The 18,874-nt window shown below is 35.6% G+C and carries 19 protein-coding genes and 1 tRNA gene; 19 read left to right on the top strand and 1 reads right to left on the bottom strand.

The window, feature by feature from the left end; translation table 11 throughout:
* The first annotated feature begins 1 nt into the window (after position 1).
* The 19 genes from ASJ80_RS13425 (at position 2) to ASJ80_RS13335 (ending at position 17,607) form a co-directional block, all read left to right on the top strand.
* Positions 2 to 796, top strand: a complete 795-nt coding sequence (locus ASJ80_RS13425; protein WP_069582870.1) for a DNA-directed RNA polymerase subunit D — start codon at positions 2 to 4, stop codon at positions 794 to 796.
* Positions 797 to 1,156 carry a 50S ribosomal protein L18e gene (locus ASJ80_RS13420; protein ID WP_069582869.1) on the top strand — a complete coding sequence of 120 codons (360 nt, stop codon included), beginning with the start codon at positions 797 to 799 and terminating at the stop codon, positions 1,154 to 1,156.
* Between the two features lie 15 nt (positions 1,157 to 1,171).
* On the top strand, positions 1,172 to 1,600 hold the full coding sequence (locus ASJ80_RS13415) for a 50S ribosomal protein L13 (RefSeq protein WP_069582868.1): 429 nt from the start codon (positions 1,172 to 1,174) through the stop codon (positions 1,598 to 1,600).
* An 8-nt stretch (positions 1,601 to 1,608) separates the two neighbouring features.
* Positions 1,609 to 2,010: a 30S ribosomal protein S9 gene (locus ASJ80_RS13410; RefSeq protein ID WP_069582867.1), complete on the top strand. Its 402-nt coding sequence runs from the start codon at positions 1,609 to 1,611 to the stop codon at positions 2,008 to 2,010.
* A gap of 444 nt (positions 2,011 to 2,454) precedes the next feature.
* On the top strand, positions 2,455 to 2,622 hold the full coding sequence (locus ASJ80_RS13405) for a DNA-directed RNA polymerase subunit N (protein WP_048079978.1): 168 nt from the start codon (positions 2,455 to 2,457) through the stop codon (positions 2,620 to 2,622).
* Positions 2,623 to 2,762 (top strand) — tRNA-Pro (locus tag ASJ80_RS13400).
* A gap of 178 nt (positions 2,763 to 2,940) precedes the next feature.
* Positions 2,941 to 3,114 (top strand): DNA-directed RNA polymerase subunit K, encoded by a 174-nt coding sequence (locus ASJ80_RS13395; protein ID WP_095652103.1) that lies wholly within the window; start codon positions 2,941 to 2,943, stop codon positions 3,112 to 3,114.
* A gap of 333 nt (positions 3,115 to 3,447) precedes the next feature.
* Entirely contained in the window at positions 3,448 to 4,686 is a 1,239-nt protein-coding gene (gene eno, locus ASJ80_RS13390; RefSeq protein WP_069582865.1) for a phosphopyruvate hydratase, read from the top strand.
* A gap of 16 nt (positions 4,687 to 4,702) precedes the next feature.
* The gene (locus ASJ80_RS13385) at positions 4,703 to 4,897 is read left to right on the top strand and encodes a 4Fe-4S dicluster domain-containing protein (protein ID WP_048079975.1); all 195 of its coding nucleotides are present in this window, start codon (positions 4,703 to 4,705) and stop codon (positions 4,895 to 4,897) included.
* 102 nt (positions 4,898 to 4,999) lie between these two features.
* Entirely contained in the window at positions 5,000 to 5,596 is a 597-nt protein-coding gene (gene rpsB, locus ASJ80_RS13380) for a 30S ribosomal protein S2 (protein WP_069582864.1), read from the top strand.
* Between the two features lie 273 nt (positions 5,597 to 5,869).
* Complete coding sequence (gene amrB, locus ASJ80_RS13375; protein ID WP_069583002.1) at positions 5,870 to 6,709, top strand: AmmeMemoRadiSam system protein B; 840 nt, start codon at positions 5,870 to 5,872, stop codon at positions 6,707 to 6,709.
* A gap of 105 nt (positions 6,710 to 6,814) precedes the next feature.
* Positions 6,815 to 7,780 carry a mevalonate kinase gene (mvk, locus tag ASJ80_RS13370; RefSeq protein ID WP_069582863.1) on the top strand — a complete coding sequence of 322 codons (966 nt, stop codon included), beginning with the start codon at positions 6,815 to 6,817 and terminating at the stop codon, positions 7,778 to 7,780.
* 19 nt (positions 7,781 to 7,799) lie between these two features.
* Positions 7,800 to 8,594 (top strand): isopentenyl phosphate kinase, encoded by a 795-nt coding sequence (locus ASJ80_RS13365; RefSeq protein WP_069582862.1) that lies wholly within the window; start codon positions 7,800 to 7,802, stop codon positions 8,592 to 8,594.
* 153 nt (positions 8,595 to 8,747) lie between these two features.
* The gene (gene fni / locus ASJ80_RS13360; RefSeq protein ID WP_069582861.1) at positions 8,748 to 9,800 is read left to right on the top strand and encodes a type 2 isopentenyl-diphosphate Delta-isomerase; all 1,053 of its coding nucleotides are present in this window, start codon (positions 8,748 to 8,750) and stop codon (positions 9,798 to 9,800) included.
* A gap of 191 nt (positions 9,801 to 9,991) precedes the next feature.
* Positions 9,992 to 11,341, top strand: coding sequence for an RNase J family beta-CASP ribonuclease (locus tag ASJ80_RS13355; protein WP_069582860.1), 1,350 nt, complete (start codon positions 9,992 to 9,994; stop codon positions 11,339 to 11,341).
* Entirely contained in the window at positions 11,341 to 12,327 is a 987-nt protein-coding gene (gene idsA / locus ASJ80_RS13350) for a short chain isoprenyl diphosphate synthase IdsA (protein WP_069582859.1), read from the top strand. The genes ASJ80_RS13355 and idsA overlap by 1 nt, the downstream gene beginning before the upstream one ends.
* 54 nt (positions 12,328 to 12,381) lie before the next feature.
* A complete protein-coding gene (locus tag ASJ80_RS13345) occupies positions 12,382 to 14,196 on the top strand; it encodes a glutamate--tRNA ligase (RefSeq protein WP_069582858.1) in 1,815 nt (604 codons plus the stop codon).
* A gap of 417 nt (positions 14,197 to 14,613) precedes the next feature.
* Positions 14,614 to 15,849: an LL-diaminopimelate aminotransferase gene (locus ASJ80_RS13340; protein ID WP_069582857.1), complete on the top strand. Its 1,236-nt coding sequence runs from the start codon at positions 14,614 to 14,616 to the stop codon at positions 15,847 to 15,849.
* 366 nt (positions 15,850 to 16,215) lie between these two features.
* On the top strand, positions 16,216 to 17,607 hold the full coding sequence (locus ASJ80_RS13335) for a M20/M25/M40 family metallo-hydrolase (RefSeq protein WP_069582856.1): 1,392 nt from the start codon (positions 16,216 to 16,218) through the stop codon (positions 17,605 to 17,607).
* A 30-nt stretch (positions 17,608 to 17,637) separates the two neighbouring features.
* Here ASJ80_RS13335 and ASJ80_RS13330 read toward each other — a convergent pair whose 3' ends face one another.
* Positions 17,638 to 17,961 carry a hypothetical protein gene (locus ASJ80_RS13330; protein WP_095652102.1) on the bottom strand — a complete coding sequence of 108 codons (324 nt, stop codon included), beginning with the start codon at positions 17,959 to 17,961 and terminating at the stop codon, positions 17,638 to 17,640.
* Positions 17,962 to 18,874: the final 913 nt, after the last annotated feature.

Below are 18,874 nucleotides of genomic sequence, written 5' to 3'. Positions count from 1 at the left end.
CATGGAGATAAATGTTCGAGAAAAAAATGATAATGAACTCACATTTATTGTCGATGGTGTAGATATTTCCTTTATAAATGCGATAAGGAGAATATGCACTGTCGAAGTTCCAACACTTGCCATAGAAACAGTTGCAATAGTTAAAAATGATGCCGCTTTATTTGATGAGGTTTTAGCCCATAGATTAGGGTTAGTACCACTTGAAACAGATATAGAAGCATTTGAACTGGCATCTGAATGTGACTGCGAAAATGGCTGTCCAAGCTGCAGTGTATCTCTAATTTTAAAAGAAGAAGGTCCTAAAGTTGTATACTCTAGAGACCTTAGTTCAACTCACGAAGCTGTAAAACCAGTATACGATACAATTCCACTTCTAAAATTAAGGGAAGGGGAAGAAGTAGAACTTGAAGCTATAGCAAAACTTGGAATTGGATTGGAACACGCCAAATGGCAGCCTACAACAACGTGTGCATATAAGTACTATCCTTTAATTACAATCGATGATGCATGTGAAGCATGTGGGAAATGTGTGGAACAATGTCCAAGAAATGTACTGGACTATGATGAGGCTGAAGGAAAAATCATTATCACAGATATCGAGAACTGCTCAATGTGCAAAACCTGTGTGAGGGGATGTGAGCAGGAATCAATTCATGTTGAATCACAGGAAGGTAAATTCATATTTAAAATTGAAACAGACGGGTCATTATCTCCTGAAGAAGTTTTAGTAAATGCATGTGATATCCTGAAGGATAAATCAGAAAAAATTGTGGCATTTTCTAAAGGAGGAAGTTAAATGAAACTTACAAAGACAAATCCGAAAATCACAGAAATTATAGGGAACCTTAAAGAGAAGTCATACCAGGAAGATGTCAGTATATGGAAAGATATCGCAAAAAGGCTTGAGAGATCAAGGCGAAGGTATGCAGAAGTTAACATATCTAAAATAAACAGACATTCATCTCCAGATGAAACCATCATAGTCCCTGGAAAAATCCTTGGAAGTGGTGAACTGGACCATAAAGTTAACGTGGTAGCACTCACTTTCTCAAAAAAAGCTGAAGAGAAAATAGATGCTGCTGGCGGTAAATGTTTAGGAATCTCAGAAATTCTCGATGAAAATCCAAAGGGAAATAAAATAAGGATAATCGAGTAAAAAAGGTGTATTTTTATGATTATAGATGGCGAAGGACTCATTATGGGAAGACTTGCAAGTACAGTAAGCAAGATGCTTCTAAATGGTGAGAGTGTAGTAGTTTTAAATGCCGAAAAAATTTTAATTTCAGGCACAAAAGAATGGGCATATGCAAGGTACAAACAAAGAGTTGACAGAGCAAGTATATCAAATCCAAGGAAAATGGGGCCAAAATACCCAAGAAGACCTGATGATATATTTAGAAGAACTGTAAGAGGAATGATACCTTACAGGAAAACAAGCGGAAGAGAAGCATTCAAAGGTCTTAAAGTCTTTGTAGGAATCCCAAGAGAATTTGCAGATGCTGAAATCTTTAAATTAGAAGAAGCAATGCCTAAAAATATTAAAAAAAGTATCGAACTTGGAACCATCTCAAAGTTACTTGGAGCGAAGTTTGAGGTATAGGTGTTAATATGAAAAAAGTAATTCACACAAGCGGAAAAAGAAAAACTGCAATAGCAAGGGGTAAATTCAGAGAAGGAAAAGGAAGAATCCGAATAAACAAACGCCCAGTTGAACTTTACGATCCAGAACTTGCAAGACTCAAAATTACAGAGCCATTAGTACTTGCTGGAGACATCGTCAACACCCTCGATATCGATGTTAAAGTTGTCGGTGGAGGAGTAATGGGACAGGCTGAAGCTGCACGTATGGTCATAGCAAAAGGACTCATACAGTGGACAAGTGACATGGATTTAAAAGAAAAATTCACTCAGTATGATCGAACTATGCTTGTTGGTGACCCTAGAAGATCCGAACCTAAAAAGTATGGTGGAAGAGGGGCCAGAGCTAGAAGACAGAAAAGTTACAGGTAATCTATTATTTAATCTTCTTGCCCCGAAAAAAAAACCGTTATATTTTACATATTAAATGCAAGAAGATTTAAAAATCCGCAAAAATCTGTCAAAAATCAACGATTTTTGACGCCTACAAAAAACCTGTGGTTTTTTGTGGCTGAGGAAATTTCATTTCCTCAAGTATAGAAAAATGCGTAGCATGCGAAAACTCTGTTTTCGCTGTATCAAAATCTCCGATTTTGATAACATTTTTCTCTAACTTCGATTTTTGGGGAGTTAGAAAATACTTGTATTTTCTAAAATATTTTAAATATTTCCTATTTTTTTATAAAAAAGGATTTATTTAAAAACTATAATATTAAAATATGATTTGTAATATACAGAAAAAATGTTTATATTAACATAATTTCTGTAATTTTACAGATACAAGGAATTTATTAAAAACTAAAAAGATGGTAAAACATGATTCCTATACGATGTATAAGCTGTGGTAAAGTTGTCTCTGCTTTTTTTGATGAATACAAAAAAAGGGTAGAAGACGGAGAAAACCCAAAAGAAGTTCTTGATGATCTTGGAATTTCTAAGTATTGTTGTAGAAGAATGTTAATAGCTCACGTTGAAGTATGGTGAGGGGCTGTAGGGTAGCTTGGTCCATCCTCCCAGCCATTGAACTAAATATCAACAATTCTATGAAATAATATTTTTTCAACTGGATCGGGGATGGTCACACCGGAATGCTGGCGACCCGAGTTCAAATCTCGGCAGCCCCATTAACTTAAGCGAATTTCTAAAAACCTACAGAACCTTAAAAAATCATAGATTTTTTACGCCATGATTTTTCGAGATTTTAAAATTGAGTGATGGTAAAAATTATAATAACATACGATAAGTTAATAGAAATTCTCTTATAAAATTAAAAGGTTCAGTATTGAATCAGGAGAAGATGTTATGTCATCTGAAGAACTTACAAGGTTTGAAAAAGCAAGAATTGTCGGTGCAAGAGCCCTCCAGTTATCAATGGGGGCAAAACCATTAATAGAAGTTGAAGGGTCACTTGATCCAATAGATATTGCAAGTTTAGAACTTAAAAAAGGCGTAATTCCTCTTGGTATTAGAAAATAACCACTATTTTATGAAATTACAGCATACTGAGAGTTGCATTGGTAAAATGATAAATGGAATGAATGCATACTTTTATCACAACTTGGAATAGGCGCTGAAACCGCGAAAATCAAAGATTACGGAAAACTCTGTTTTTCGTGCTGTCGAAAGCAACGCTTTCGACGCCCCGAACATGACATGTTCGAGGGCTCCAAAATTCTTCGAATTTTGAGAGATTTCGATAGATTTTCGGGCCTGCAAAAATTTGCAATTTTTGCGGGATTCAAATGATAAATATGGTTTTAAATGAAATAGGTGGTACTGATAACCTATCATCTATGAAGAGGTGTTTTTGTGGATAGTATTATTGAAGACGTCCGTGTACGAAAAATTTTAGATAGTAGGGGAAACCCAACGGTAGAAGTAGATGTTTTAACATGGAATGGTTTTGGAAGAGCTGCAGCGCCTAGCGGTGCTAGTACAGGTATACGCGAAGTTACAGCATTTCCGGAAGGCGGTGTTGATAAAATAATAAGTGAAGTTGAAGACGTTATCTCATCTGAGCTTATTGGAATGGATGCCGAAGATTTAAATGATATAGATATGGTTTTAAAAGAAATAGATGGTACTGATAACCTATCTTCTTTAGGTGGTAACACCATAGTCGCTGTTTCAATGGCAACTGCAAAGGCTGCCGCTGCATCCTATAACCTGCCACTTTACAAATTCCTGGGAGGAATTACCAAAAATGAAATTCCATATCCTTTAGGAAATATGATAAATGGTGGGGCACACGCCGGTAAAAATGCACCTGATATTCAGGAATTTTTAGTCCTTCCAGTAGGGGCAGAAAATATAACTGAAGCAGTGTTTGCAAACTCAAGCGTTCATAAAAAAATTGGTTCATTAATAAAAGCTAAAGACAGCACTTTCACTGGTGGAAAAGGAGACGAAGGCGGATGGGCACCTAACCTTACTAATGAAGAAGCCCTCTCAATCCAGGCAAAAGCCTGTGAAGAAGTAGGCGATGAACTTGGAATTGAAATAAAGCCTTGCCTTGACATGGCCGCAAGTGAAATGTGGGACGGTTCTAAATATGTTTACGAAAGAGAAGGCGTAAGCAGAGATATTGGTGAACAGATAGACTTTGTTAAAGAAATCATTGATACTTATAACATGTTTTATGTTGAAGATCCTATACAGGAAGGCGATTTTGAAGCATTTGCAGAACTTACCCGAAAATCAGGGGACAAATGCCTTATCTGTGGAGATGACCTGTTTGTAACCAATGCAGAAATTCTTCAGGAAGGGATTGATGTAGGTGCTGCAAATTCGATCATCATAAAACCAAATCAGATAGGAACATTAAGCGACACCTATGCAACAGTTAAACTTGCAAAGGCTAATGGTTATGTACCAGTTGTATCACATAGATCTGGTGAAACAACAGATGAAACAATAGCTCATTTAGCTGTTGGATTTGCAAGTCCAATAATCAAAACAGGGGCCCTAGGTGGGGAAAGAATCGCAAAACTTAACGAACTTATCAGAATTGAAGAAGAGATGATCAATCCAAAAATGGCAGATATTTAAACACAAGGTGATACATATGGTTAAAATAACTATCGATCACGATAAATGCGACGGTGCAGACTGCGCAGAATGCGTCGACGTATGCCCAATGGAAGTCCTTATAATTGAAGGGGACAAAATAGTTATTGTAAATAAGGAAGAATGCAGCTTATGTGAAGTCTGCATGGATGTATGTCCTAATGAGGCAGTAGAAGTTGAGGATGATGAATAATCATCCGTTTTATTAGGAAAAGCTGGTTTAACAGCTAAAAAACTACTAGATTTTAAAAAATATAAAAAATTTTAAATTATTTGAAATATTGAGGTGATTAATTTGTCAGAACTTTTAATTCCACTAGACAAGTATTTAGCAGCAGGTTTACACATTGGAACTCAGCAAAAAACTAAAGATATGGAACGATACATATATAGAGTAAGAGCAGATGGTCTGTATGTTTTGGATGTAAGGAAAACCAACGATAGAATAGTATCAGCAGCAAAATTCCTTGCAAAATACGACCCTGATGACCTATTAGTTGTGTCTACAAGGCAGTATGGTCAGGCTCCTGTTAAGAAATTTGGAAAGCTCACCGGAGCAAAAACAATACCTGGAAGGTTCATACCAGGAACCTTAACCAATCCAAATTACGCTAAATTTATAGAACCTAAAGTACTTGTAGTAACAGACCCAAGATCAGATTCACAAGCAATTATTGAAGCAAAACAAATAGGAATACCTGTTGTCGCGCTCTGTGATACAGAAAACTTACTTGGAAATGTGGATATAGTGCTGCCTGTAAACAACAAAGGTAGAAAAGCTATTGCACTTGTCTACTGGTTACTTGCTAGACAGATGTTAAGAGCAAAAGGAGCATTAGGCGAAGATGAAGAACTCGAAATGCAGCCAGCTGATTTTGAGTTAAAAATTTAATCTTTAAACTATAGATTAAAATCATAGAAACTATAGATTAAAATCATAGATTTACAGCGTTCAGCTAAAATCTATGTCTTTTCGAGAATATTTCGAATTTAAATCGAGGAATATAATTTGTTATAATCCCCGATTTGGCAGCTTACAAATCCTATGAATCAAAACTTTCTGGTATTTTTAAGATGTGTAAGCTGAATTGAGTAAAAATTAACTCAATTGAAGTTGTAAATGTTAACCAAAATTGAGTTTAAAAACAAAAGAGGCAGTGATTTTATGATAAGAAAACCTGCAGTTGCAGGCGTTTTTTATGAAAGTAATCCTGAGTCTTTAAAAAACAGAATAGAATGGTGCTTTAAACATGAATTGGGTCCCGGAAAAATCCCAAATATGGGTAATAAAAGGGAAATAAAGGGAGTAATGGCGCCTCACGCAGGTTACCTCTATTCCGGGCCAATTGCAGCACATTCTTACTATAAGATCGTAGAAGATGGATTTCCAGAAACATTCGTGATTCTGTGTCCTAACCATACTGGACTTGGATCAGGCATATCAACAATGCTGGAAGGAGAATGGGAAACTCCCCTGGGAAATGTAGAAATAGATGCGGAATTTGCAAAGGAAATGATTAATGATGCAGGAATCATTGATTTTGATGTGTCTTCTCATATCCAGGAGCACAGCTGTGAAGTGCATCTACCATTTTTACAGTATTTCAGTGATGATTTCAAAATTGTCCCGGTAACCATGTGGATTCAGGATCTTGAAACATCCTATGATATAGGTAATTCCATAAAAAAAACAGCAGAAGTCCTTGGAACCTCTGTTGGAATAATCGCAAGTTCAGATATGACCCATTACAAGCCACAAAATATTGCAGCTAAAAATGACAAACAGGTTCTGGACGCAATAGAATCGATGGATGAAAAACTAATGATGAAAAGAGTGTTAGACCTTAACGTTACGATGTGTGGTTATGGTCCTGTAGCATCGACTATTATTGCTTCAAAAGGGTTAGGGGCCCAAAATGCAGAAGTATTGAAATACGCAACGAGTGGAGATCTAACTGGAGATTACAGTGCAGTAGTTGGTTATGCATCTGCTATGTTCTGGTAAAATAAAGTTAAATAAGTAATAGAAATCTGCCGATAATGTCTACTTAGTCACTATTGACGCTTAAATCATTAAATTAAGATTATCAAGATTATCACGGTGAATTAAATGCAAGTCAAGGCATCTGCACCTGGAAAAGCAATCCTATTTGGGGAACATGCAGTTGTATATGGCAAACCTGCCATTGCAATGGCCATAAGTAAAAGGTCATGTGTAGAGGTCTTAGAAAGCAGCACCAGTAATATAAACGTAAATATTAAAGATTTGGGAATAAAAGGGTGCATTGATTTTAATAGCGGAGCTATCATATCTGATTCTCCAAAGAAAGGCATCTTAAAGTACATACTGGAATCTATTAAAAAAGTCCATGATGGTTCTGGAATAGATATAGGTATAGATGTAAATATTCCTATTGGTGGGGGACTTGGGTCTTCAGCAGCGGTAACTGTCGCCACAATTGCAGCAGTTTCTGCATATAATGAAATAGATTTAAAAGAAGAAGAAATAGCTAAATATGCTCATGAAGTTGAATTGGCTGTTCAAAAATCTGCAAGTCCTTTGGATACTACCATAAGTACCTATGGTGGATTGATTTATTTAGAAACAAATGCTGAAGACATTGTGCAATTAGACATTGATTATGATATTCCTGTTGTTATAGGATATACTGATACAAGGGGAGATACAGGAAAACTTGTTGAATCAGTTAGAATAAGAAGAGATGTATATCCTGATATTATTAATCCAGTAATTGATTCAATTGAACTTATAACAGAAGAAGCAAAACAAGCAATCCTCGAAAATGATAAAAAAAGGATTGGAGAACTTATGAATATAAATCATGGGCTTTTAGATGCCCTTGGTGTTAACACGAAAGAACTCTCAAGCATGGTTTATACTGCAAGAAATGCAGGAGCATGTGGATCTAAAATAACTGGTGCCGGCGGCGGCGGCAGCATAATAGCATACTGCCCTGGCGGAACTGGTAATGTTATATCTGCAATCAATGAAACAGAAAATGCTTTAAATGCAGATATTTCAAAAGAAGGAGTTAAAATCACCACATTACATTAATTAGAGAGGTCGATGCTAATTGATTATTCTTAAACTTGGGGGAAGTGTGATCACAAAAAAAGAGGCAGAAAAACCCCTTATTGATCACGATAATTTAAATAGAATTTCAGACGAAATTGCGGAGTCATCATTTGATAAACTTATAATTGTGCATGGTGCCGGCTCCTTTGGACATCCATCTGCCAAAAAATATGAAATAGGCAGCCCCATAACTGACGAAGAGGATTTTGCCAGAAAAAAACTTGGATTTTGCATTACGCAGAGTTGGGTTAAAAAATTGAATACTCTTGTTTGTGATAGTTTAAGAAAAAAAGGAGTTTTAGCAGTCTCAGTACAACCATCATCATTCATTATAACTAAAAATAAACGAATCCATTCCTGTAATTTGGATTTAATTAATAAATATTTAGAATTGGGATTTGTCCCGGTTATCTACGGCGACGTGGTGCCGGATCTGGATAAATCTATAAAAATATGTGTTTTATCTGGTGATCAGATAATAAACTATCTGGGGGAAAATTTGAAACCAACACGTGTTATTTTAGGTTCTGATGTAGATGGTATATACACTAAAAACCCGAAAAAATACGAAGATGCAAAATTATTGAATACCGTTACGTCATGTGATGACCTTGTTGCAGAAGGTTCATTAAACGTGGATGTTACTGGTGGAATGAACGGGAAACTTACAGAACTTATAGAACTTGCACAACTTGGAGTTGAATCTGAGATTATAAATGCAGGTAAAGAAAACTTTGTTAAAAGAGCTTTAAATCATGAAAAAGGAATTGGAACCCTAATTAAAAAGAAATAAATTAGGAAGTTATTTATTTGGAGAAATATTAATCATAGAGATTGGAACTCTAAGAAATAAATTTAATCATTAGTTCATGAAAAGCGCTTTAAATCACATACTCATAATAATTTAGGAATTAATGGACGTAATTAAAAAAGAAGGAACTATACCATGACTTCAGAACGGAAACTAGAACATTTATTAATATGTAATCAGCGTGATGTTGAATATAGGGGTAAAAGTACTGGGTTTGAAGATATAGAACTCATCCATAAAGCTCTTCCTGAAGTGGATAAAGATGGAATTGATATATCAATAGACTTTTTTGGAAAAAAATTAGATATTCCTTTAATAATATCAGCTATAACTGGTGGACACCCTGCAGCAACTAAAATAAATAGAGAACTTGCAAAAGCCGCAGATGAACTTAATATAGGGATGGGCGTTGGAAGTCAGCGTGCTGCTGTAGAAAATAAAGAGCTTATCCCAACTTACAGCGTGGTAAGAGAAAATGCACCATCTGCATTTATAATAGGTAACATAGGTGCGCCACAGATAGAATATGCAGAAGCCGCAGCTGGAATGATAGAAGCAGATGCCCTTGCAATTCATTTAAATACTCTACAGGAAGCAATTCAGCCGGAAGGGGATATTGATGCAAGAGGATATGTTGAATCCATTGAAAAAATTGCAGATATAATTGATATGCCTATTATTGCCAAAGAAACAGGTGCCGGAATTTCAAAATCAGAAGCAGTAACTCTAGAAAAAGCAGGTGTTAATGCAATAGATGTTGCAGGTTCTGGAGGCACAAGCTGGGCTGCAGTTGAAACATACAGAGCTGAAGAAGATTATATTGGAAACTTATACTGGGATTGGGGAATTCCAACTGCTGCAAGTACAGTTGAAGTTTGTGAATCTGTAAATATCCCTGTAATATCATCTGGCGGTATACGGAGCGGCCTTGACGCTGCTAAAGCATTAGCATTAGGTGCTGAATGTGTTGGAATTGCTTTACCTCTTCTTAAGGAAGCTTATACAGGTTATGAATCTGTCGTTAAAAAAGTTGAAGAATTTAAAGAATCACTCAAGATTGCAATGTTTCTGGTTGGTGCAAACAACGTAAAAGAACTTAGAAACTGCGATCTGTTAATACGTGGTAAAACACGCGAATGGCTTACTGAAAGGGGCATTAATACTAAAAAATATGCCCGTAGAATTTAATTGGACTGTAACCAGTTTAATGAAATTTACAAATTTAAAGTAGGGATATTCATTTAAAAATTTAGGTAACTGGTTATCAGGTACATATAATCAATATTATTGCAAACTTTAGAGATTTGATAAAGCACCTAAGTGTAGTTTAATCAATAAAAGGTTTGTTTTATACGTAAAAAGACGCATGGAGGTCAAAAATGAGCGTTGAAGTAATAGCAATTGGTGGATATGAAGAAGTCGGAAAAAACATGTCCGCTGTTAAAGTAGGAGATGATGTTGTCATATTTGATATGGGAATTCATCTTGATAGAATTCATATTCATGAAGATACAGATATCGCGCGAATGCACAGTCTTGATTTGATTGAGAGAGGTGTTATTCCTGACGATACTTTAATGAAAGAAGTTGATGGAAAAGTAAGGGCAATTGTCTTTACACATGGACATTTAGATCATATAGGGGCTGTTGCAAAGCTTGCACACAGATATGAAGCTCCTATAATAGCAACTCCTTACACTTTAGCTCTTATAGAGCGAACTATTAAGGCAGAAAAGAAATTTACAGTTACAAACCCACTGCAGGTTTTAAACCCTGGTGAAAAATGTCAAATATCTCCAGATATAACACTTGAGTTTATACAGATGACTCACAGTATTCCTCAAACTGCAATGGCAGCTTTACATACATCTGAAGGTATTATAATCTATTCAAATGACTTTAAATTTGACAACTATCAACTGCTTTCTCCACCCCCAAATTACAGCAGATTAAAAGAACTGGGAAGAAAAGGTGTTCTTGCAGTTATAGTGGATACTACCAGGGCTTCGGAAGAAGGGGAAGCTAAAACTCATTCTGAAAAAATTGCAAGGATCATGCTTAAGGATATAATGCTTGATCCGCTAGATGAAAAAAATGGAATGCTTGTTACAACATTTTCATCTCATATAGAACGTATCCAGGCTATATGTAATATAGCAAAGGAAAGCGACAGGCAGATGCTCCTTCTTGGAAGATCCATGGAGCGTTTCTGCAGTATAGCTGAAAATATGGGGATTTTAAAACTCCCTGCAACTGCAAGCATATACGGAAGTCCAAAGGCAGTAAACAAGGCCCTTGCAAGGGCAGAAGAAAAGCGATCTGAGTACCTTTTAGTCACAACAGGACATCAAGGGGAGCCAGATGCACTTTTACCACGTATCGCAGGTGGAAAAACACATTTCAATGTTAGAAATGGTGATAATGTGGTAATATCTGCACCTATCATTCCAAATCCTATGAATGTTGCAAACAGGAATTTACTTGAGCGAAGACTTAAATCAAGTGGTGCCAGAATATTTACAAATGCCCACGTATCAGGACATGCAGGACGTGAAGACCACAGGGACTTCATAAGAATGCTTAATCCAATGCATATTATTCCATCACATGGAAGTCTTGAAATGCTTGCATCTTATACTGAACTTGCCGAGGAAGAAGGTTATAAACTAGGAAATAATATTCATATATTAAGAAATGGCCAGGCACAGGTATTTAACGGAGGAGTTTGATGAAAGTAACTCAGGTACTTAAGAAATATTCTGAAAACGTTGATGTAGAAATTGAAGAATCATTGAAAACCATTGATCCTTCATCCCTCGGTGAAGCATCAGCTCATTTAACCAAAGCTGGGGGCAAAAAAATGCGCCCAGCACTTGTTGTATTATGCTGTGAATCTGTTGGGGGCAAAAAAGAAGATGCTTTTAAAACAGCCTCAGCAGTGGAACTGATCCATACTTTCTCCCTTATACATGATGATATAATGGATAAGGATGACATGAGGAGAGGAAAACCATCAGTTCATGCCATATGGGGTGAACCAATGGCAATTTTAGCTGGAGACACAATATTCTCAAAAGCATTTGAATCTATGCTTGAAACAAATACAGAAAATGTCCAGCCTCAAAGGATCATGCGTGCCATGAGTGCTGCTGTAGATGCATGTATTAAATTATGTGAAGGACAAGCGTTAGATATTGGATTTGAGGGAAAATTAGACGTTAAAGAAGAAGAATACCTGAACATGATCTACAAGAAAACTGCTGCACTTATATCTGCTGCAACTAAAGCAGGGGCTTTAATCGGCGGAGGAACAGATGAACAGATCGATGCCCTTGCAGAATACGGAAGATTAATTGGAATGGCATTCCAGATTCAAGATGATTACCTTGATGTGGTAAGTGATGCTGCTGAAATTGGAAAACCAGTTGGCAGTGATATAGTTAAGGGTAAAATGACCCTTATGGTTGTCCATACACTTTCAAAGGCATCAGATGAAGATAAAGAAAGGTTAATTTATATATTAAATCAAAATGATGAAAGTTTAGTGGACGATGCAATTGCACTGTTTGAAAAATACGGCGCAATTGAATATACTCGAAATATAGCTCTTGAAGATGTTAAAACTGCAAAAGAGCTTTTAAATGTTTTAGATGATTCTGATGCAAAAACAGCCCTTGAATTATTCGCTGATTTTGTAATTGAGAGAACTCACTAAAACTTTTTTATATTTACTTATTTATTTTAATTATTTATTTCTGTGGGTGATTTTATGAGTGATTTAGAAGACCTTTTATATAAATATGCCCTTATAAATGCAGTTAAACATAAGGGAACAGCCCAGATCGGTGCTGTAATCGGCAGTATTATGAGTTCCCATGCAGAGTTTAGAAACCAGGCAAAAGAAGTTTCTAAACTTGCAGGCCAAGTTGTTGGAAAAGTTAATTCTATGGATCCAGAAACTCAGACCAGCGAACTTGAAAAGCGGGGCGGATTAGTAGAAAAAGAAAAAAAAGTAGAGCAAAAAGGACTCGTGGACCTTCCAGATGTTAAAGGTGAAGTTGTCTTAAGGTTTGCACCTAATCCTAGTGGACCACTCCATATAGGGCATGCAAGGGCAGCTGTTTTAAATAATGAATATGTAAAGAGATACGGCGGCAAACTGGTTCTCCGTATTGAAGATACCGATCCACGTAGAGTCGACCCTGATGCTTACGAAATGATAGATGAAGACCTTCAGTGGATGGGTGTTGAAATTGATGAGAAAATCATTCAAAGTGACAGGCTTCCAATTTATTATGAATATGCAGAAAAGCTCATTGAAATGGGTGCAGCTTACATGTGCGACTGTGAAGCCGGAGAATTCAAAAAACTAAAAGATCAATCATTAGCATGCCCATGCAGGGATTTAAGTGTGGAAGAGAATCTCAAGCGCTGGAGGAATATGGAAAACCTTGATGAAGGGGAAGCAGTACTTCGAGTTAAAACTGACATAGAACATAAAAACCCTGCAATAAGGGATTATGCTATAATGAGGATTGTAGATGCTGAACACCCTCGTATTGGCAGAAAATATAAGATTTACCCCATGATGAATTTCTCCGTGGCTGTAGATGATCACCTGTGTGGAATCACACATGTCTTACGTGGAAAAGATCACCTTGCAAATTCTGAAAAACAGAAGTATTTATACAACTACTTCGGCTGGGACATACCCGTTTTCATACACTATGGACGACTTAAAATGGAAGACATTGCTTTAAGTACTTCTAAAGCAAGGGCAGGTATAGATGAAGGTATTTATTCTGGCTGGAATGACCCAAGACTCGGAACAATAAGGGCCATTGCAAAGCGAGGAATAATGAAAGAAGCCATTCAGGAGCTTATGAATGAAATAGGCGTTAAAATGGCTGATTCAGTTGTAAGCTGGAAGAAAATATACGGGTTAAACCGTGCGATTTTAGAAGAAGCTGCAAACAGGTATTTCTTTGTCTGGAACCCTGAAGAAGTTATAATAGATGATTTCCCTCAAGAAAATAAGGAAATAGTTAAGAGGCCGTTACACCCCGACTTTTTAGATCGAGGATACCGTGAAATTCCATTCAACGGCGAAGTTTATCTTGTAAAAGAAGATTTATACGAAGGATTTAAAGAAATTCCAATAGTAGATGACCATATTGTGGAAGATACTCAAATTGATTCAGATATTCTAGAATTTGCAAAAGAATTAGAATATGAGCTCGCTGATAAACTGTTTTATAAAGCTATAAGGCTTATGGATGCACTGAATATAATTATTTTCAGATTAGACTATGCGGATGCAGAAAAAGATTATATTGGGGTCGTGTATAATTCAAACTTTGAAGATGCTAAGAAAGTCGGCGCCCAGTTTATTCACTGGATCCCTGCAGAATATAACCTGAAAGTAGAAGTTGTAATGCCTGATGCAAGTGTCACAGCTGGTCTTGCAGAACCTTCGTGCAAGGACCTGAAAGTTAATGATATTGTGCAGTTTGAGCGGTTTGGATTTGCAAGGTTAGATGAAATAGTTGACGGTAAGTTAAGGTTTTACTTTGCACATAAATAAAAAAAAAATGAATGATTTAATCCATGATTTTTGGATGAAACCTTCACAATATGTGATGCTAGAAAGCAAAAAAAATTTTCATAGCTTAAAGGTTTTTGATGGGTTGAATTTAGGGTGGAAATTGGGATGGTAAGTAAGATTTTTACTTTGCACATAAATAGTTGTAATGACTCATCTGAATGAAACCTTCACAAGATGGGATTTTGAAGCCAGAAAACTCTTGAATTTACAGAATTTCAAGGTTTCCTGACACTTCAAAAACTAAGTTTTTTTTGGTAGTGCTTAAGCTTCATTTTACAGCTTCAAAAGATTTTGTAGCTTTGTAAGTTGATGGTAAGTAAAGTTTTACTTCGCACACAAATGAATAAATAAATTAACCAATATATAATTAGAACTTAAAGAGGAAGAGGACTTAAAATGACAGTCAAAATTAATGAAAACTATCTATTACTTAAAAGCAGTTATATATTTGCAGAAATTGCTCACCGTGTTGATAAATATCAAAAAGAACACCCTGACGCTGATGTCATCCGTATGGGTATTGGGGATGTCACAAGGCCGTTACCAAAGGCTGTAGTAAAAGAATTCAAAAATGCAGTGGATGAAATGGGCCAGGCCGACACATTTAGAGGATACGGGCCAGAACAGGGATACGATTTTCTAATTGAAGAAATCATCAAAAATGATTACACTCCAAGGGGAATTAAGCTGGACAATGATGAAGTATTCATCAGCGACGGGGCAAAATGCGATACAGGAAACATCCAGGAAATATTCGGCCTTGATAATGTAATAGCAATAACAGACCCTGTTTACCCGGTTTATGTGGAAACTAATATCATGGCAGGACGTGGCGGTCCTATGGGAGAAGACGGAAAATACCAGGGACTTGTTTACCTTCCATGCACAGAAGAAAATGACCTTGTACCTGCACTCCCCGAAGAAGATGTAGACTTAATCTATTTATGTTTCCCAAACAACCCAACAGGTACCGCACTTACAAAAGAACAGTTAGCTAAATGGGTGAACTACGCCAAAGAAAATGATGCAATAATTCTCTTTGACGCTGCTTACGAAGCTTACATACGTGAAGACAACATCCCTCACAGTATCTATGAAATTGAAGGGGCAAAAGAAGTAGCAATTGAATTTAGAAGCTTCTCTAAAAATGCAGGGTTTACAGGTACCCGATGTGCATGCACTGTAGTACCTAAAGAACTCATGGGATATGACGGGGAAGGAAATCCTCAAGCTTTAAACCCTCTGTGGAACAGGAGGCAGACAACCAAGTTCAATGGTGTCTCTTACCCAATACAGGCTGCTGCTAAAGCAGTTTATTCCCCTGAAGGACAGAAAGAAATTAAAGAATCAATTGATTACTATATGAAAAATGCCGAAATTATAAGGGAAAGCCTGACAAACATCGGCCTTAAAATTTACGGTGGAGTTAACTCACCTTATATATGGGTTAAAACACCAAACGGCATGGATTCATGGGAATTCTTCGACACCCTGTTAGATAAAGCCCATGTTGTAGGTACACCCGGTGTAGGATTTGGTCCAAGTGGTGAAGGCTACTTTAGATTAACCGCATTTAACACACTTGAAAATACAAAAGAAGCAATGAACAGGATATCTAAATTATCCTTCTAATTGAATTAAATACCTACTTTTTTCTTATTTTCTTAATTTTTAACTAAATATGATTTTTTCTTTATTTTTAATTATCAAAATAAATTATATTTTTTAGTCCTAACTATCTAGATATCTTGTTTATTAATAGCTTTAAATTACTACTTAAGCCGCTGGCGGCTCAAGTAGTAGGCTGAAGCAAATAAATTCAAATCTTCAAATATTTCAGATAACGGGATTAAGAAAGTTTTTAGGAAATCTAAAAAAAACATCTTCAAAATCAAAACAAAAAATGAATTAAATCAAATTTTCCCAAGGGATTTCTTAAGTTATATTAACATTATAATTTAGAGAATAAACATTGATTTTAAATTATCAGGTGATTTAATGCAAAGGGCACTGGAATACGTGGATGAAAACTTTGACACATTTATTGAAGACCTTAAATCAATATGTTCCATTCCGTCTATATCTACGCAAGATGAAGGTATAAAAGAGTGTGTAACAAGGATCAAAGAAATTTTTGAAGAATCTGGATTGAATGTTCAAATACTGGAGATGGAAGGTGCAAATCCGGTAATATATGGGGAATACAAGCCTGCACATTACAGTAAAACAATTATTTTTTACAACCACTATGACGTGCAGCCGGCAGATCCACTGGAGCTGTGGACGAGCCCGCCTTTTGAGCCGGCAATTAGAGACGGCAAAATATTTGCAAGGGGAGTTGCAGACAACAAGGGGAATATTATAGCTCGAGTTAAAGCTGTAGAATCTATTTTAAAAACAGCAGGTGATCTTCCAGTGGCTGTGAAATTTGTCTTTGAAGGCGAGGAAGAGGTTGGAGGTGTTTCACTCCCAAAATATATTGAAAAATATAAAGACCTCTTTGAAGCAGATATCGGTGTCTGGGAATCTGGCGATAGGCATGAAAACGGAAGACCATCTGTAAAGCTCGGTTACAAGGGGCTTGCATTTTTTGAATTTTTTGTTAAGAAAGCTGATAGGGACGTGCATTCCGGCAGGGCAGGTTTAGTGCCCAATCCTGTCTGGAGATTAGTGGAGTTTTTAAGCAGTCTTAGAGATGAAAAAGGTAAAATCTTAATTGAGGGATTTTATGAGGATATAAATATAAGTAAAGAAGATGAAGAGCTTTTAAAGCAGATTCCTTTTGACGTCGAGGAAGTGAAAAAAGAATACGGGTTGGCTGAATTTGCAGGGGAATTTCAGGGATTTGAAGCTGGTAAAAACTTTGCTGCATCAAACTCTACGAGTTTGAATGCATTAAAGTCATTATATTTAAAACCAACATGCAACATCGATGGTATAAAATCAGGTTACATTGGAGAGGGAACCAAAACTATAGTTCCAAGTGAAGCCCTTGTTAAAGTAGACTTTAGACTTTTCCCAGGGCAGACACCTGAAAAGCTTCTTGAAAATCTCCATGAACATATAGAAAAATATGGATTCAGTGATGTTGAGGTTAAGTATCATTACGGCTATGAATCAGCTAAAACACCGCCATCCTCATTTGCAGTGGATATAATCAGGGATGCAACTAGAAAAACATACGGTATGGAACCTTTAATTTATCCAGTATCTGTTGGAAGCAGTCCTATTTATAATTTCATAAATAAATTAGGTATCCCAACAGTTTCTACAGGTGCAGAATACTGGGGCTCTTTGGTACATTCTCCAAATGAAAATATAAGGATAGAAGACTTCAGGCTTGCCATTAAAAACATTGTAAATATAATTGCTGAATTATCTAAATATTAATGGCTTAAAATAAGAAATTTAAAAAAAGGTTTAGTAAGGTTTTATATTGTTGTAGTAATCTTCAAAACGGGACCTGTAATTTTTAAGGCCGCGCAGAATCTGTTCATCGCTTTTACCAACCAAACGTCTTAAAGGGCAGTGAACAGACACAATAATTTCAGCAACATTCTTTATGTATCTAACTTCGATCTCTACTTTTTCTTTTTTACTGAATTCATATCTATTCAGCGTTTCTTCAATGTCTTTACATATGTTTTTAGGTAATTCATCATCTGAAAATATTATGGCGCATTCACGTGCAGTCTGGATACTTTCAGCTGTATCATATTCTTTTATACCTTCAAACCTGAGCATGATATCACTAGTAATACTTTATTTTTAGATGTGATATATTTAACTGAATGTTATAAAAAATATTTAATTAGTTTAATGGTCGTATTTTATTGAATTAGTTGTAAATAGTGTGTTTACATTTGAATCTGAGTACGATAGTATGTAATACTTTATTTTTGAATGGATATATTTTATTGAAATACGGGGGATGATTTATTGGTAGATTTAAGGATTGTATATTTATTCTATTTTAGTAAAGGATGTATTTACATTTGAATCTGAGTATGATATCACTAGTAATACTTTATTTTTAGATGTGATATATTTAACTGAATGTTATAAAAAATATTTAATTAGTTTAATGGTCGTATTTTATTGAATTAGTTGTAAATAGTGTGTTTACATTTGAATCTGAGTACGATAGTATGTAATACTTTATTTTTGAATGGATATATTTTATTGAAATACGGGGGATGATTTATTGGTAGATTTAAGGATTGTATATTTATTCTATTTTAGTAAAGGATGTATTTACATTTGAATCTGAGTATAACGGCAAGTAATACTTTATTTTAAGGTGTGATATATTTAACTGAATGTTATAAAAAATATTTAATTGATTTAATGGTTGTATTGAATTACTTGTAAATGGCGTGTTTATTCGAATCTCTTTATTTTCAAGTGTGATGTGTTTAACTGAAATATTTTAAAATATTATATAATTTTTACTGAATGATTTAGATTAATTACAAATATGGTTTCAAGTACCTGTAAATTGAGCATTAGCTATGTATGAAAATTTGCAGTTAATCTTTATATAATAAATGACAAATTAACTACGGCAATACATGGGGATATTAAAAAGTGAATTTTAATATTTTTTAAAGGTATTGTAAAAAAAGATGGTTTAACAAAATTAGAATTAAACCAATGG

The sequence above is a fragment of the Methanobacterium bryantii genome (assembly GCF_002287175.1).
In the GTDB taxonomy this organism is placed as follows: Archaea; Methanobacteriota; Methanobacteria; order Methanobacteriales; family Methanobacteriaceae; genus Methanobacterium_D; species Methanobacterium_D bryantii.
Note: the sequence above shows the minus strand (reverse complement) of the source record. Positions and strands in the feature narration are given on the sequence as shown.

Excerpts from the sequence above, each read along its gene's own strand:
- ASJ80_RS13340 (WP_069582857.1), top strand. The coding sequence starts at position 14,614 with ATGACAGTCAAAATTAATGAAAACTATCTATTACTTAAAAGCAGTTAT.
- idsA (WP_069582859.1), top strand. The coding sequence starts at position 11,341 with ATGAAAGTAACTCAGGTACTTAAGAAATATTCTGAAAACGTTGATGTA.
- fni (WP_069582861.1), top strand. The coding sequence starts at position 8,748 with ATGACTTCAGAACGGAAACTAGAACATTTATTAATATGTAATCAGCGT.
- ASJ80_RS13425 (WP_069582870.1), top strand. The coding sequence starts at position 2 with ATGGAGATAAATGTTCGAGAAAAAAATGATAATGAACTCACATTTATT.
- ASJ80_RS13335 (WP_069582856.1), top strand. The coding sequence starts at position 16,216 with ATGCAAAGGGCACTGGAATACGTGGATGAAAACTTTGACACATTTATT.
- ASJ80_RS13405 (WP_048079978.1), top strand. The coding sequence starts at position 2,455 with ATGATTCCTATACGATGTATAAGCTGTGGTAAAGTTGTCTCTGCTTTT.
- ASJ80_RS13345 (WP_069582858.1), top strand. The coding sequence starts at position 12,382 with ATGAGTGATTTAGAAGACCTTTTATATAAATATGCCCTTATAAATGCA.
- ASJ80_RS13355 (WP_069582860.1), top strand. The coding sequence starts at position 9,992 with ATGAGCGTTGAAGTAATAGCAATTGGTGGATATGAAGAAGTCGGAAAA.
- ASJ80_RS13395 (WP_095652103.1), top strand. The coding sequence starts at position 2,941 with ATGTCATCTGAAGAACTTACAAGGTTTGAAAAAGCAAGAATTGTCGGT.
- ASJ80_RS13330 (WP_095652102.1), bottom strand. The coding sequence starts at position 17,961 with ATGCTCAGGTTTGAAGGTATAAAAGAATATGATACAGCTGAAAGTATC.
- ASJ80_RS13420 (WP_069582869.1), top strand. The coding sequence starts at position 797 with ATGAAACTTACAAAGACAAATCCGAAAATCACAGAAATTATAGGGAAC.
- ASJ80_RS13410 (WP_069582867.1), top strand. The coding sequence starts at position 1,609 with ATGAAAAAAGTAATTCACACAAGCGGAAAAAGAAAAACTGCAATAGCA.
- ASJ80_RS13415 (WP_069582868.1), top strand. The coding sequence starts at position 1,172 with ATGATTATAGATGGCGAAGGACTCATTATGGGAAGACTTGCAAGTACA.
- ASJ80_RS13385 (WP_048079975.1), top strand. The coding sequence starts at position 4,703 with ATGGTTAAAATAACTATCGATCACGATAAATGCGACGGTGCAGACTGC.
- amrB (WP_069583002.1), top strand. The coding sequence starts at position 5,870 with ATGATAAGAAAACCTGCAGTTGCAGGCGTTTTTTATGAAAGTAATCCT.
- mvk (WP_069582863.1), top strand. The coding sequence starts at position 6,815 with ATGCAAGTCAAGGCATCTGCACCTGGAAAAGCAATCCTATTTGGGGAA.